Annotated in this window: 12 protein-coding genes and 1 pseudogene; 6 read left to right on the top strand and 7 right to left on the bottom strand. The window is 56.4% G+C overall.

Features of this window, described 5'->3' with window-relative positions; all coding sequences use genetic code 11:
- The first annotated feature begins 127 nt into the window (after positions 1-127).
- On the top strand, positions 128-2,518 hold the full coding sequence (locus FOV68_RS15065) for a glucose/quinate/shikimate family membrane-bound PQQ-dependent dehydrogenase (RefSeq protein WP_033769465.1): 2,391 nt from the start codon (positions 128-130) through the stop codon (positions 2,516-2,518).
- A gap of 55 nt (positions 2,519-2,573) precedes the next feature.
- On the opposite strand, the gene FOV68_RS15060 is transcribed toward FOV68_RS15065, so the two are convergent.
- The 5 genes and pseudogenes from FOV68_RS15060 to FOV68_RS15040 all read right to left on the bottom strand — a co-directional run bounded on the left by FOV68_RS15060 (position 2,574) and on the right by FOV68_RS15040 (position 6,350).
- Positions 2,574-3,779, bottom strand: coding sequence for an MFS transporter (locus tag FOV68_RS15060; protein WP_143991140.1), 1,206 nt, complete (start codon positions 3,777-3,779; stop codon positions 2,574-2,576).
- A 110-nt stretch (positions 3,780-3,889) separates the two neighbouring features.
- A pseudogene (locus FOV68_RS15055) lies at positions 3,890-4,786 on the bottom strand (LysR family transcriptional regulator).
- A gap of 170 nt (positions 4,787-4,956) precedes the next feature.
- Positions 4,957-5,325 (bottom strand): helix-turn-helix domain-containing protein, encoded by a 369-nt coding sequence (locus FOV68_RS15050; RefSeq protein WP_009092546.1) that lies wholly within the window; start codon positions 5,323-5,325, stop codon positions 4,957-4,959.
- A 428-nt stretch (positions 5,326-5,753) separates the two neighbouring features.
- Complete coding sequence (locus FOV68_RS15045; protein WP_143991139.1) at positions 5,754-5,972, bottom strand: hypothetical protein; 219 nt, start codon at positions 5,970-5,972, stop codon at positions 5,754-5,756.
- Between the two features lie 36 nt (positions 5,973-6,008).
- Positions 6,009-6,350, bottom strand: coding sequence for a hypothetical protein (locus tag FOV68_RS15040; RefSeq protein WP_143991138.1), 342 nt, complete (start codon positions 6,348-6,350; stop codon positions 6,009-6,011).
- 837 nt (positions 6,351-7,187) lie between these two features.
- On the opposite strand from FOV68_RS15040, the gene FOV68_RS15035 reads away from it, so the two are divergent.
- The 3 genes from FOV68_RS15035 (at position 7,188) to FOV68_RS15025 (ending at position 10,345) form a co-directional block, all read left to right on the top strand.
- Positions 7,188-7,847 carry a response regulator gene (locus tag FOV68_RS15035; protein WP_010252086.1) on the top strand — a complete coding sequence of 220 codons (660 nt, stop codon included), beginning with the start codon at positions 7,188-7,190 and terminating at the stop codon, positions 7,845-7,847.
- Positions 7,844-9,199 (top strand): HAMP domain-containing sensor histidine kinase, encoded by a 1,356-nt coding sequence (locus FOV68_RS15030; protein ID WP_069025651.1) that lies wholly within the window; start codon positions 7,844-7,846, stop codon positions 9,197-9,199. The genes FOV68_RS15035 and FOV68_RS15030 overlap by 4 nt, the downstream gene beginning before the upstream one ends.
- 279 nt (positions 9,200-9,478) lie before the next feature.
- Positions 9,479-10,345: a nucleoside-specific channel-forming protein Tsx gene (locus FOV68_RS15025; protein ID WP_143991137.1), complete on the top strand. Its 867-nt coding sequence runs from the start codon at positions 9,479-9,481 to the stop codon at positions 10,343-10,345.
- A 96-nt stretch (positions 10,346-10,441) separates the two neighbouring features.
- On the opposite strand, the gene yjdN is transcribed toward FOV68_RS15025, so the two are convergent.
- Positions 10,442-10,879: a VOC family metalloprotein YjdN gene (gene yjdN / locus FOV68_RS15020; protein WP_010252091.1), complete on the bottom strand. Its 438-nt coding sequence runs from the start codon at positions 10,877-10,879 to the stop codon at positions 10,442-10,444.
- 75 nt (positions 10,880-10,954) lie between these two features.
- The gene (locus FOV68_RS15015; RefSeq protein ID WP_031594163.1) at positions 10,955-11,851 is read right to left on the bottom strand and encodes a LysR family transcriptional regulator; all 897 of its coding nucleotides are present in this window, start codon (positions 11,849-11,851) and stop codon (positions 10,955-10,957) included.
- Between the two features lie 114 nt (positions 11,852-11,965).
- On the opposite strand from FOV68_RS15015, the gene FOV68_RS15010 reads away from it, so the two are divergent.
- Entirely contained in the window at positions 11,966-13,279 is a 1,314-nt protein-coding gene (locus tag FOV68_RS15010) for a M20 family metallo-hydrolase (protein ID WP_143991136.1), read from the top strand.
- Entirely contained in the window at positions 13,276-14,718 is a 1,443-nt protein-coding gene (locus FOV68_RS15005) for a M20 family metallopeptidase (protein ID WP_137228226.1), read from the top strand. The genes FOV68_RS15010 and FOV68_RS15005 overlap by 4 nt, the downstream gene beginning before the upstream one ends.
- Positions 14,719-14,854: the final 136 nt, after the last annotated feature.

The following is a 14,854-nucleotide window of genomic DNA, read 5'->3' as shown; positions in this document are numbered from 1 at the left end:
ACAAAGGGATCGTCTGTCTTAACGGAAGAGATACTTCAGAACACCCTAATCATTTGTACTTGATAACTGGAAACAGCCTATCTGGTTGTTTTCGTGTGTTTTATGGCAACGAAACGAGGTCGATATTATGGGGAAAAACTCCTCATCTTTTGGCGTAATTCGTTTCCTGACGGTGCTGTTCGCAGTGCTGACGGGCGCGTTTATGCTGATTGGCGGTGGCTGGTTAGCCGCCATTGGTGGTTCCTGGTATTACGTTTTTGGCGGTGTGGTGATGCTTATCACCGCTTATCTGCTTTCCCGTCGTAAAAGCACTGCGCTGGTTCTCTATGCGCTGCTGCTGATCGGCACCCTGATCTGGGGTGTATGGGAAGTGGGCACCGACTTCTGGGCACTGGCACCACGCACCGATGTGCTGGTGATCTTCGGTGTCTGGCTGATCCTGCCGTTTGTCTATCGCAGCTTCAACGCGGGCAGCAAAGCCGCGCTGGGTACCATGGCTGTGGCGCTGATTGCCAGTGCCATTGTGCTGGCCTATGCGGTATTCAACGATCCGCAGGTCATCAACGGGTCAGTACCAGAAACCGCTGACAACGCCCCGCAGGCTGCGCCGCTGAGCAACATCCCGGATGCTGACTGGCCCGCTTATGCGCGCGATCAGCAGGGAACCCGTTTCTCTCCGCTGAAGCAGATTAATCACCAGAACGTGAAAGAGTTGCAGGTTGCCTGGCAGTTCCAGACTGGCGACATGAAAACCCCTAACGATCCGGGTGAAATTACCGACGAAGTCACGCCGATTAAAATCCGCGACACGCTTTACCTCTGTTCGCCACACCAGATCCTGTTTGCACTGGATGCGGCCACCGGTAAGCAGAAGTGGAAGTTTGATCCGGGCATGAAGGTCAACCCGACCTTCCAGCACGTGACCTGTCGCGGTGTTTCTTACCATGAAGTGCCGGCAGCAGCCGATGCAGCGAACACTCAGCCTGCGCTGTGTTCACGTCGTATCTATCTGCCGGTCAATGACGGTCGTCTGTTTGCACTGGACGCAGAGACCGGCGAACGCTGCCCGGCATTTGGCGTCAACGGCGAGCTGGATCTGCAACATAAACAGCCTGTCACCACTGCGGGTCAGTATGAGCCGACCTCACCGCCGGTGATTACTAACACCACCATCGTGATGGCGGGTGCGGTTACCGATAACTACTCAACCCGTGAGCCGTCAGGCGTGATTCGTGGCTTTGATGTGAATACCGGCAAACTGCTGTGGGTATTTGATCCAGGCGCAAAAGATCCTAATGCCATTCCGGCTGATGAACACACCTTCACCATGAACTCTCCGAACTCATGGGCACCGGCAGTTTACGATCCGAAACTGGATACCGTTTACCTGCCGATGGGCGTGAGCACACCGGATATCTGGGGCGGTAACCGCACACCAGAGCAGGAGCGTTATGCGAGCAGCGTGCTGGCCCTGAACGCCACCACCGGTAAGCTGGTCTGGTCTTATCAGACTGTGCATCACGATCTGTGGGATATGGATCTGCCGTCGCAGCCTACGCTGGCTGACATCACCGACAAAGATGGCAACACCGTACCGGTTGTCTACGCGCCAGCGAAAACCGGCAACATCTTTGTACTGGATCGCCGTACCGGCAAGCCAGTCGTGCCTGCGCCAGAAACGCCAGTGCCACAGGGTGCTGCTAAAGGCGATCACGTTGCCGCCACTCAGCCCTACTCTGAGCTGACCTTCCGTCCGAAACAGAATCTCACGGACAAGGATATGTGGGGCGCGACGATGTTTGACCAGCTGGTGTGCCGCGTGATCTTCAAGCGCCTGCGCTATGAAGGTCCGTTCACTCCGCCATCTGAGCAGGGTACGCTGGTGTTCCCGGGTAACCTCGGTATGTTCGAATGGGGCGGCATCGCAGTCGATCCTCATCGTCAGATCGCGATTGCTAACCCAATGGCGCTGCCGTTTGTCTCTAAGCTGATTCCACGTGGCCCAGGCAACCCGATTGAGCCGCCGAAAGGCGCTGAAGGTGGTTCAGGTACTGAAACCGGTATTCAGCCTCAGTATGGCGTGCCGTATGGCGTCGAGCTGAACCCGTTCCTGTCACCGTTTGGTCTGCCATGCAAACAGCCTGCCTGGGGTTACATCTCCGCGGTGGATCTGAAGACCAACAACGTGGTGTGGAAACAGCGTATCGGTACCGTTCGCGATAGCGCACCGGTTCCGCTGCCGTTCAAAATGGGTATGCCGATGCTGGGTGGTCCTATCACCACCGCGGGTAAGGTGTTCTTCATTGGTGCGACCGCAGATAACTACCTGCGTGCTTTCAGCACTGATACCGGCGAACTGTTATGGCAGGCACGTCTGCCAGCAGGCGGCCAGGCGACACCGATGACCTATGAAGTGGATGGCAAGCAGTACGTTGTCATCGCGGCAGGGGGTCACGGCTCGTTTGGTACCAAGCTGGGCGATTATGTGATTGCCTACGCGCTGCCAGACCAGAAGTAATTCACGCAGCAGTGAATAAACTAAGGCGGACTCCGGTCCGCCTTTTTTGATCGCGCTACTTTTTCATCCCACGCCAGTTGAGCCAGGCGCAAAACAGCATCACCACGCAGGTTGCCAGAAACACCGGCCGCATCCCGAATGCACCGCCCACCAGCCCACCGAACAGCGGGCCGCTGACCTGGCCGATATATTGTGCCGATGTCGAATATCCCAGCATCCGCCCAACCTGTGAACCCGGCACGTTATGACGAATGATCGCCGTGATGCACGGCATCAACCCGCCCAGCGCCATCCCCATCAGAAAACGCAGCAGCACCAGTTGCCAGGCCGCCGTGATAAATGCCTGTGGTATCAGCAGCAGGCCGCTAACGACTAAACCACCGGTCAGCACCCGCCAGTGCCCTACCCGATCGGCCAGCCGACCCAGTCGTGGTGCCGCCAGGACCGTACCCAGCGCCGCAGCGGACATCACCAGTCCGGCTATCAGGGTGATCTGATGGTCGCCCTGCACAAACTCGCCCACGTAAAGCGTAATAATCGGCTCAATCGACATGCTGGTGAAGATCAGCAACATGCCAGAGAGCCACATCAGCCGTATCAGGCTGTGATTAACCGGCCCGGCTTCAGGATGCGGTTGCTGGCTGGTGCGCGATGTCGCGGGAGCACGTGGCTGCTCTTTGAGTAAAAAGGTGGTGGCGAGGAAGGCGAGAAAAATCACGGCACCGGTCAGCCAGAAAGTCTGACGAATGCCGATAAGCGGCGGTAAGACGCCCCCCAGCAGCGGCCCGACTACATTGCCCGCCATAATGCCGGAGGACAATACGCCCAGTGCCCAGCCGGTCTGTGCTTTTGGCGTTTGCGCCGCCACCAGAATGGTCGATCCCGATGCGTAGCCGCCCAGCAGCCCCGCCAGCAGGCGCAGCGCCACCAGTTGCCACGGCGCGGTCGCCATGCCAATCAGCGACATCGCAATCGCCATCCCGAGACTGGCCCGAATTAGCATCAGCTTACGACCATAGCGGTCAGCCAGCCTGCCCCACAACGGCGCAGTCAGTGCGGCGCTGAAAAAGGTCGCGCCGTAGGCAAGGCCGGACCAGCGGGCGATAGCGGCTGGCTGCTCAACGCCGAGTTGCTGCACATAGAGCGGCAGGAACGGCAGCAGCAGCGTCATCGCCACGATAGTGGTAAAAGAGCCGACGACGCAGACCCCTAAGTTACGTCGCCAGTGCTGAAACTCTGCAGTTTCGGGTGACTGTTGCATGATGATATCCGGTGAGTGATCAGGGATACAGGCTAACCGGCGTAGCGGAGTAACAACAGTCGCGGTGAGATAGTTACTCTGTGGCGCTGATTGTTGTCAGCAGGCAACAATCAGCCTGTATTCAGCGCCGCGACCAGGGCATCGCACAGCAGCGTCACGGGAGACGCCGGTTCAGACGTGTCGTGCAGCAGCAGATAGCTTTACAGACGATCCATCTGCCACTCCGGCAGCAGTTGCTGAATATCCCCGCGTGCCATCGCCTCCTGGGCCATGTAGGAGGGCAGATAGGCGATGCCGCTCCCTGCCAGTGCCGCATTGAGCAGCGCCATGCTGTTATTGGCGCGAAAACGGCTGCGTACATCCAGAGCCAGCCTCTGTTTATCACGGCGGAACGGCAGTGCGGCGGTGTGCGCCGGACCATGAAACATCAGCAGGTCGTGGCGTGGCAGCATCTCAGGATGCGTGATGGTGGGTCGCTGCGCCAGGTAGGCGGGCGCGGCATAGAGCCCCCACTCGATTTCGCTCAGTACCCGAAAATTGCCCTGCTGTGGCGATCGGGATCGGATCACAATCGCCAGATCCGCCTGATCATCCAGCCGATCGTGACTGCGATCGGTCAGATCAAGATCGACATTGATATGCAGATGCCGACGCAGAAAGCGATTAAGAACAGGGACTACGCACTGGCAGCCGAACGTGACGGGTGCCTGCAGCCTGACATGGCCGGCGGGCTGCTGATGCACCTGCTGCACAAAGGCTTCGGCGCGCTGCACTTCGGCCAGCATCCGCACACAGTAGGGATAGTACGCCTGGCCCAGCTCGGTCAGCGCCAGCCGCCGGGTGGTGCGTTGCAGCAGCCGGATACCGAGCCGCAGCTCCAGACGGGCGATCTCCCGGCTGACATGGGATTTTGACAAGCCGAGTGCGCGTGCCGCCTCACTGAAACTCTGTAATTCCACAACCCGTGCAAATACCAACATGGCGGTTAAATTCGCGCCGTTTTCCATGTTTCCCGACTCCGACAGTAAAGGGATGCTGGCAACAAACTAACACGTCCGGACGGGGTCACTGTGGCTGATGGGCAAAAAAAATCGAGGCGAAGAGCAGGTGGAGAGAGACGTAAAGCGCGGGCCGACCTTCCCGTCCGCAGGCTGTGACGGGAAGGTCTTATCAGGCATCAGCTGGCCATCGCCAGAGGGAATAGCAGCCGATCCGGCTCGACGCGACGCTGACGGCGCAACTGGCCAGGCGTCACCATAAAGTAGTTTTTAAACGTGCGGGTATAGGCCTGCTGAGTATCAAAGCCATAGTTCATCGCCACCTGCAGTATCGCTTCGTTGCTGCTCAGCAACGTGAGCGCAGACTCGGTTAAGCGGCGCTGACGGATATATTCTGCCAGTGAAAAGCCGGTATGCTGGCGAAACAGCCGTTGCAGATGCCAGCGCGAATAGCCCGAGCGGCGCGCCACCTCATCCAGATGCAGATCGTGTCCTAAGTTGTTCTCAATCCAGTCCAGCAAACTCCGAATAAACTCGCGCTGATTCATGGTTCCTCCTGTTGATGCTGATGTGCAGTGGAGCCACTCTACCCGCTAAAATTTATCCCTTAATTAGCAGAAAATTAGCGCAGAATTAGCAACGGCGGAAATGGAGGCGGAATCGCGCGGCCAGCGGGGCTTTGGGGGGAAATTCTATAGTGAGATTGCTGTTGAAAAGACGTGAGATTTTTAAAAAACTTAGTCAGCCGGGAGCTTTTTTTGTGTGGGAAGTGATGTAGTGATTAGTTCCTGGCTGCATCGTTTACGTTATCAATAAATCTCTGCCCCACACACAAATCCTCCATTTCTGAACAAATCCTGTCAAAGCATCGCTGTTGTACCATTTATAGTTCCAGGTGACATGTATTAGCCCCCTGTCTTACCGATTTATTAAATAAACATAGGGGCCGGAGCCCCTGCAGATTTAATATCCACGCTTAACTTTTTTTACCGCTGCCAGATATATTGAAAAACCGTAAACACAAAGAAATAGCAGCTTTAACAAACGTAGCCAATGTAGCGATTGTAACCACCATTTTTGATGCATTTTCTGGCATAGCATACCAGCCTACATAGGAGACGCCTGCGCCACTCAAAAACATCGCGCCTACTAATATGCTGATTAATATAGATAGATAGCAGACTATTTTTTGCATAAGATCCTCAGCTGTCATTAGTCATGGAGACTAACTTCACCAGGTACATTGACCACCAAAATTATTCCCAGCATTGCTGTTTCCAGAATTATTAAAACATGAACCAATACCACCACCAATGGCACTTGCCACAGCTGAGCCCGGACCGCCTGCTGAACCACCAATTATCCCGCCGAGAATACCATTGAGGCAGCCCGCAATTTCAGGATGAGCAGCCACGACCTGTACTACGCCATTACTCGGCCCAAATAGATTACTGGAACCACCCGACTTATTACCATGCTGGCTGGCATGAGAAGACGCTCCGGCATAAGCAGGGTCATATGCACCGCTTGCACCAGTAACTAAAATCAATTGATTATTTTCTAAGATCTTCATTTAACAAACTCCTTCTGTTCTTTATCTATTGATAGCAATCTCTATTGCCAGCACGTTTATATCAATTGAGTTTTCCATGAGCAAATAGTTATTATCCCTGTTGTGATTTAGAAAAAAACAATTCATATCAAATAGATTAACGGAAACAACAGGCTGTTATGCGCTATTTTTTGTCTGGTCACATTGAAAGAATCTTAATATTTACGTAATTTTGTGACATCAAACACAATTCATTCCTGGAGTTAATTTTCATTGCATAGTTTTAACATTCATCTACAAATGGTTGAATTAGCGAATCTGATAACTGTATCGAATAACAATTATTTTTAACGTGGATTATTAATATAAGGTTGAAATGGCATCCTTCACGTCTGTTCAGGATGGTGTTTACTTAATCATGAAAGCGTCAAAATTTTCACACTGAGGCCAGTAGTTTTACTCTCGTTTAATATGAAAAATGTGGATAGAGTTCTGATAGAGCACTATAGATACAGCCAACGCCGCCACAGTGCGAAGTATGACGGCAGTCCGCCAAAATAATTCGTGCTGTGGCAAGGCGGCAACTGCGTGAATCCCCAGGAGCTGACATCAGTCAGTGACTGGGGTGAGCAAAAGCAGCCAACGCCGCCACAGTGCGAAGTATGACGGCGGTCCGCCAAAATGATTGGTGCTGTGGCAAGGCGGCAACTGCGTGAATCCCCAGGAGCTGACATCAGTCAGTGACTGGGGTGAGCAAAAGCAGCCAACGCCGCCACAGTGCGAAGTATGACGGCGGATAATTCTGGCCTAACAATTGGTGAGTAAACTCTCTCCCTATCTTTATGAAGGAGATCAGCCATGCGCGTGTTACTGGTTGAAGATGATGAAATGATCGGCGCGAACCTGCAGCAGGCACTGGAGGGCGCGGGCTGGTCGGTGGACTGGGTGCGTGATGGCATCTATGCCCAGAATGCCTGGAGCGAAGGCGGCTACAGCTGCGTGCTGCTCGATCTCGGCTTACCGCGCGATGATGGCCTGCAGGTACTGCGCCGGGCGCGCGGGCGCGGCGACGCCACGCCGGTACTGATTCTTACCGCACGCGACACGGTGGCGCAGCGGATTCAGGGACTCGACAGCGGCGCAGACGACTACCTGCTTAAACCGTTCGATTTACAGGAAGTCATGGCCCGGATGCGCGCGATTACCCGACGCAGTCACGGCGCAGCAGACTCGGTGCTGGGCAGCGGCGATGTGCAGCTGGATATGATGACCCGCGAAGTGCTCTACAAAGGACAGCGCGAGCAGCTTACGGCGCGCGAATATGCCCTGCTCTACGCACTGCTGGAGCGGCCAGGCGCTATTCTGTCGCGCGAGCAGCTGGAAAATCGCATCTATGGCTGGGGCGATGAAGTCAGCAGCAACGCGGTGGATGTCCTGATCCACGGGATGCGCCGCAAGCTGGATAACGACGTGATCCGCAACGTGCGCGGGCTGGGCTGGCGGGTACCGGCAATATGAAACCCTTCACCTTTATGCGTTCATTACGCAACAAATTACTCTCTACGCTGCTGATTATTCATCTGCTGATGATCGGTGGCGTCACCTGGTATTTCTTCAGCTGCTATGGCGATATGGTTGGCACCATGAAGGACGATCAGCTGGCAAAAATCGCTGATGCCTGGTCCACTAATAAACAGATGCCCGCCCTGATGCCGATGCTTATTGCGCCTGACAAGGCGAAGAGCGCCTTTGTGGTGCAACTGTGGGACGATCGGGGTCAGTTACGGGCCAGCTCATGGCCGGAGCTGCAGGCTCCGCTGCAAAATCAACGGGGCTATCGCGACGTGCATGTGGGTCAGTGCGACGACTGCGAATGGCGCATCTATACCCGGCCCGGCTTACCTGGCAGCGAGATCAAAACCATCCAGGTGATGCACAACCTCAGCTACATGAAGGCATTGATGGTCAAGCGGGCGCTGTCAGCGATCATTCCATTGATCCTGATGATGCCGCTGTCACTGCTGGTGATCTGGCTGGTGGTGCGCAAGATCACCCGGGATCTGCAGGTCGCTTCGCGTCAGATTGCCGCGCAGGAGACGCATCATCCGCACAATGTCTCACCCGAAGGCTTGCCGGATGAGATCCTGCCGCTGGTGGCCGCCTACAACTCGCTGCTGAGTAAGCTGCGTGAGGCCTGGTCGTCGCAGCGTCAGTTCCTGGAAGATGCGGCGCATGAGCTACGCACGCCGGTAACAGCGGTGACCTTGCAGCTGGAAAATCTGCGTCAGCATATCCAGCCGGGCGAAGCGAGCCGGCAGTTCAGCCAGCTGGAAGCGGGCGTCACACGCACCCGTCATCTGGTCACGCAGTTACTCAATGTCTCGCGTCAGGATGACCAGAGCGTGGTCGCCAGCGTCGAGCATATCGAACTGGACGATCTGCTGAAAGAGAGCATTGAGCAGCTGATGGTAGTGGCAGATAAACGCGGCATCGATATCGGCTTTAATGGCTCCACGCAGTATCGTCTGCAGGCCAGCCGTTCCGAGCTGCGCAGCCTGTTCGACAACCTGATTGGTAACGCCATGTTGCACACGCCGGAGGGCAGCCTGGTCGATGTGCTGCTGCATCGGGTCGCAGATAAAACAGTGGTCGATATTGTCGATAACGGGCCAGGCATGCCGGAATCCTTTATCGAACGTGCCTTTGACCGTTTTACCCGTTCGCCTGACGTTAAAGCCCAGGGCAGCGGGCTGGGATTATCCATTGTGCGCAACGTCGCACAGAAGCATCAGATTCACGTCGCCCTTTCCAATTGCCTGACGCCACAGGGTGCCATTTGTGGTTTGCAGGTTCGCGTCACCCTTCCCTGATCCTGCCCGTTTGATCACGAACCAGACAACGTAAACGGTTGCCTGGTTCCGTTCGATCCTGGTCATTATTGTGAAGTGCATCACATTTTAGCTGAATTGTAATGCAACACTTTTTGACAAACGTGAGCAAAATCTATTTTCTATCGATCTGTTACAGGCACGCTACGCGGGCTGAAGAACTGGCTGTTATTTGCTGTGAAACCCTCATTCCCATCAAGGGACCGATTTCTCTCTGACTGCGTCTGCTGTGCGGCGGTCAAAAGCATGTGGCTGATAATAATGAAATTTAAAACGTTGATAGCAGGTGCCGTGCTGGCATGTTCATTGAGTGGCGCTGCGCAGGCCGCTGAAAGCGATCCGCAGTATGTCTCCGACTGGTGGCATCAGAGCGTTAACGTGGTAGGCAGCTACCACACCCGTTTCGGACCGCAGTTTAACAACGACGTTTATCTGGAATATGAAGCGTTTGCGAAGAAGGACTGGTTCGATTTTTATGGCTACCTCGACCTGACCAACTTCTTCGGCGCAGGCAACAGCAACGCCAACGGCATTTTTGATCACGGTTCACCGATGTTTATGGAGATTGAGCCGCGCTTCTCTATCGACAAACTGACCGGCACCAGCCTGGCCTTTGGTCCGTTCAAAGAGTGGTATTTCGCTAACAACTACATCTACGACATGGGCCGCAACAGCGATAGCCGCCAGAACACCTGGTATATGGGTCTGGGCACCGATATCGATACGCACAGCGATGTCGGCCTGTCGCTGAACGTCTACGCCAAATATCAGTGGGAAAACTACGGTGCGGCGAATGAAAACAGCTGGGATGGCTATCGCTTCAAGGTGAAATACTTCGTGCCAATCACCACGCTGTGGGGCGGTAATCTGGGCTATGTGGGCTTCACCAACTTCGACTGGGGTTCCGATCTCCGCGATAATGGCGGTTCATCACGCACCAGCAACTCCATCGCCTCCAGCCACATTCTGTCACTGGGTTACGATCACTGGCACTTCTCTGCGGTGGCGCGTTATTTCCACAACGGCGGACAGTGGGCGGATGGTCAGGAGCTGAACTTCGGCAACGGGCCGTTTGAAGTGAAATCGACTGGCTGGGGTTACTACCTGGTGGCGGGTTATAACTTCTGATTAAGTGCGGCGGCCTGAATAGCGCCGCCGTGCATTAATCCGGGCAGTTGCCATTAATTAATACGGCGCCGCAAATTGCGACGCCGGCTGGCCCGATTATTCCTGCGGCTTCTCGACATTGATGCGCCATGGAATGTTGAACTTATCAATGAACATCGCGAATCCGTTCGACCAGAACGTCTCCTGCCACTCAGTTGTCACCTTGCCGCCTGCCGACAGTTTCTCAAACCAGGCTTTACCCTTTTCGACATCGGTAGTTGAGAGACTGACCGCGTAACCGGCATGCTCAGACGCTGGCGGCTGATCGGTGTTGCCATCGCTCAGCATCAGCTCACCGTCACCAATACGCAGCTGGGCATGCATAATCTTTTCTGGCGGCTGCGGCGCGGCAGACTGATCGCCGACCTGCTCACCCTGATCCGGCATATCACCGAATTTCATTTTAGAGAGCAACTCTCCCCCGGTCGCCTGCAGGTAAAAGTCGATAGCCTCTTCGCAACGGCCATAGAGAAACAGATAAGGACTGACTTGCATCGTAACCTCTATATTTGTCGGGTGGATTCTTTTCAGTACCTTAACAGTGTAGACGATCGACTTTACTCACTGATTTTACTGGCAATAACGGCGAAAGAGTTGTGCCATATAACTGCTCATTGGGGTCAGCGTCGTGTCTTTGCGCTGGATCAGATAGAAAATCGCTTTCGGCAGGGGTTCGTCGAGCATCAGCGCCACCAGCGACCGACCCAGAATCGGGTCGTCAATGACGTCGACCGACAGAATACTGATGAAATCGCTTTGCGCCACCAGGCTGGTGCAGGCCATAAAGGTTTCACAGGTCACCACGATTTTCGGGGCCATGCCGCGCTCGCCAAACAGATCGTGCAACAAGCGGTAGTAACTGCCTTTGGGCGTTGGCATCGTCCAGTCCGCCTGCTGTAACTCCGCCAGAGAACGCGCCTTTTCCAGCGGATGGCCTTTGCGCACCACCACCTTGTACTCGCGCTCCATCATCCGCTCATACATCAGCTCCTGATCGAGATGGCTCTGATCGTAGGTATTAATGGTGAAATCGAGCGCCCCCTGGCGCAGTTCATGCACCATCGACACCAGCTGGCCTTCGACGATGCGCACCTTCACCAGCGGGTATTCGCGATGAAACTGGTTAATCACCTGCGGCATAATGGTGCGCGCCACGCTGCCACCGACGCCGATATTCACCTGACCACCACCCAGTCCCAGCCGCTGCTGAATATCCTCTTCGGCGACCCGCAGCTCTGCCAGCACCAGGCTGGCATGCCGAAAAAAGTTATCACCGATATCGGTTAACACTACGCCCTGCTGACGGCGGATAAACAGCTTTGCCCCCAGTTCGCGCTCCAGTTCCTGAATCGCTTTGGTTAACGCCGGTTGTGACAGCCCGGAAAGACGGCTTGCCGCCCGGATACTGCCCTGTCGCGCCACGTCAACGAAGGCGCGCAGCTGATGGAGCTTGAGATTGGCAGACATAATTTTGCGATAACCGTTGTTTATCAGTCACAAGATATTCGCATCTTATGCCGGTCAATACCATTGTGTAGATTCGGAACAGTGCATAAAAAATCAACAACGAGGAGAGAGCCGATGAACCCCCTTTCAGACCACGTCAGCGCCCGGCTGCCACAGCTGCAACAGTGGCGTCGCGACTTCCATCACTATGCCGAATCGGGCTGGCTGGAGTTCCGTACCGCCACCTTAGTCGCTGAAGAGCTGCATAAGCTCGGTTATCAACTGAAGCTGGGCCGTGAGGTCATCGACGCCGACGCGCGGATGGGCTTGCCCGACGAGGCGGTGCTGAAGCAGCAGGAAGCGCGCGCGCTGCAACAGGGCGCGCTGCCGCAGTGGATCAGCCACTTCTCCGGCGGATTCTGCGGCATCGTGGCAACGCTCGAGACCGGCCGTCCGGGCCCGGTGATGGGCTTCCGCGTCGATATGGATGCCCTGGATCTCAACGAGAGCCAGGCTGACGATCATCTGCCGCAGCGTGAAGGGTTCGCCTCCTGCAACGCAGGCATGATGCACGCCTGCGGACATGACGGCCACACCACCATCGGGCTGGGTCTCGCCTCGGTGCTGATGGCGATGAAAGATCAGCTCAGCGGTACGATTAAACTGATCTTCCAGCCCGCCGAAGAGGGTGTGCGCGGCGCAAAAGCGATGGTGGCGGCGGGCGTGGTCGATGACGTTGATCGCTTCACCGCGATTCATATCGGCACCGGCGTACCGGCAGGCGAAGTGGTGTGCGGCAGCGACAGCTTCCTCGCCACTACCAAGCTGGATGTTCACTTTACCGGCGTCGGTGCCCATGCGGGCGGTCGCCCGGAAGAGGGGCGCAATGCCCTGCTGGCCGCCGCACAGGCAACGCTGGCGCTGCATGGTTTAACCCAGCACAGCGGCGGCGTGGCACGGGTCAACGTGGGCGTGCTGCAGGCGGGAACCGGCCGCAACGTGGTACCCGACTGCGCCCTGCTGAAAGTCGAAACCCGTGGCGTGACCAATCAGGTTAATGACGATATTTATCAGCAGGCGCTGCGGGTGATTGCCGGTGCGGCGGCGATGTATGGCGTTGAGCAGCAGGTCTTGCTGATGGGGGCCGCGCGCAGCTGTACCCCGACGCAGCCATGGGTTGATTTCATCCATCAGCAGGCGGACGCGCTCGGTATCTTCGACTCCGTGGTCGATCGTAAAGCGCAGGCGGCAGGTTCGGAAGATGCGACCTGCATGATGGAACGGGTAAAGCAGCGCGGCGGTCAGGCCTCTTACGTCATTTTTGGCTGTGAGCTGGCGGCGGGTCACCACAATGCGAGATTCGACTTCGATGAGCGGGTGATGCCGGACGCCATCACGCTGCTGGCGACGCTGGCGCTGAATCAGGCGCAGTATGGGGGCTCACGATGATGGAAGACTTTATTACCGACTATATCGATCGCCATCAGCTTCGTTTCAGCACGCTCAGCGATGCCATCTGGGACACGCCGGAGACCCGCTTTGCCGAAACCCGCTCGTCAGCCCTGCTTTCTGATGCGCTGGCAGAAGAGGGATTCAGAGTGGAACGCGGCGTGGGTGGCATCGATACGGCGTTTATCGCCAGTGCGGGCAGCGGCAAGCCGGTGATTGCCATTCTTGGCGAGTTCGATGCGCTGGCGGGTCTGAGCCAGCAGGCGGGCTGCGCCCGGCCGCAACCGCTGGAAGCCAACGGCAACGGACACGGCTGCGGCCACAACCTGCTCGGCACGGCGGGCGTTGCGGCGGCCTGCGCCGTGAAAGCCTGGATGGAACAGCATCACACGGGCGGCACAGTTCGCTTTTATGGCTGCCCTGGCGAAGAAGGCGGTTCAGGCAAGACGTTTATGGTGCGCGAAGGGCTGTTTGACGACGTTGATGCCGCCGTGACCTGGCATCCGGAGGGGTTCAGCGGCATGTTCAATCTGCGCACCCTCGCCAATATTCAGGCGGCGTTCAGCTTCAAAGGGGTTGCGGCGCACGCGGCCAATTCTCCCCATCTTGGCCGAAGCGCCCTGGATGCCGTCACGCTGATGAATACCGGGGCCAACTTTCTGCGCGAGCATATCGTCCAGGAGGCGCGTCTGCACTACGCCATCACCAACAGCGGCGGTGTATCGCCGAACGTGGTGCAGGCCGATGCGGAGGTGCTCTACCTGATCCGCGCCCCGGAGCTGCCACAGGCGCAGGCGATTTATGAACGGGTGATCAATATCGCCAGGGGCGCAGCGCTGATGACCGACACCACGCTGACCGTACGTTTTGACAAAGCCTGCTCGGATTATGTGCCGAATCGCGCGCTGGAAGCGGTCATGGAGCGTTATTTGCATCAGTTTGGTTTGCCCGACTACAGCGACGAAGAGCGCGCGTTTGCGGCTGAACTGCGTGCCACGCTCACTGATGACGATCTGCGCAATGCCCGGCTCAATGCCGCCCGAACCGGTGGTGAAGCCGGTCACGCCTGGGCTGAACAACTGGGCGACAAGCTGTTTATGGATGAGGTCGCGCCCTATGCGGTCACGCGTGAGCTGCTTTATGGCTCCACCGACGTCGGCGATGTCAGTTGGGTGACGCCGACTGCACAGTGTTTTGCGCCCTGCTTTACCTTCGGCACGCCGCTGCACACCTGGCAACTGGTGGCGCAGGGACGCACCAGTATCGGGCATAAGGGGATGTTTCTGGCGGGCAAAGTGATGGCGGCCACGGTGTTAACGCTGTTAACGGATCGGCAGGCGCTGGCTGGCTGCCGGGCCGAGTTTGACCGGGTACGCGCCGCGCAGCCCTATCACTGCCCGATCCCGGCGGGGATCACACCAACAAAACTGGCCGAATGAGCCAACGGCCGTGTCTCTGACACGGACCACTATAAAAAAATATTGCAAACACTTCCCTGATTCAGCGGTGCCGGAACTGAACTCACCGCCTGTCGCACAACGCGACCGGCGTCAGGCCTTGCTACCGCCGATAAAA

Origin of the sequence: Pantoea sp. paga, from assembly GCF_007558755.1 — a bacterium.
GTDB lineage: Bacteria > Pseudomonadota > Gammaproteobacteria > Enterobacterales > Enterobacteriaceae > Pantoea > Pantoea agglomerans.
This window is presented reverse-complemented; position numbering and strand designations above follow the sequence as displayed.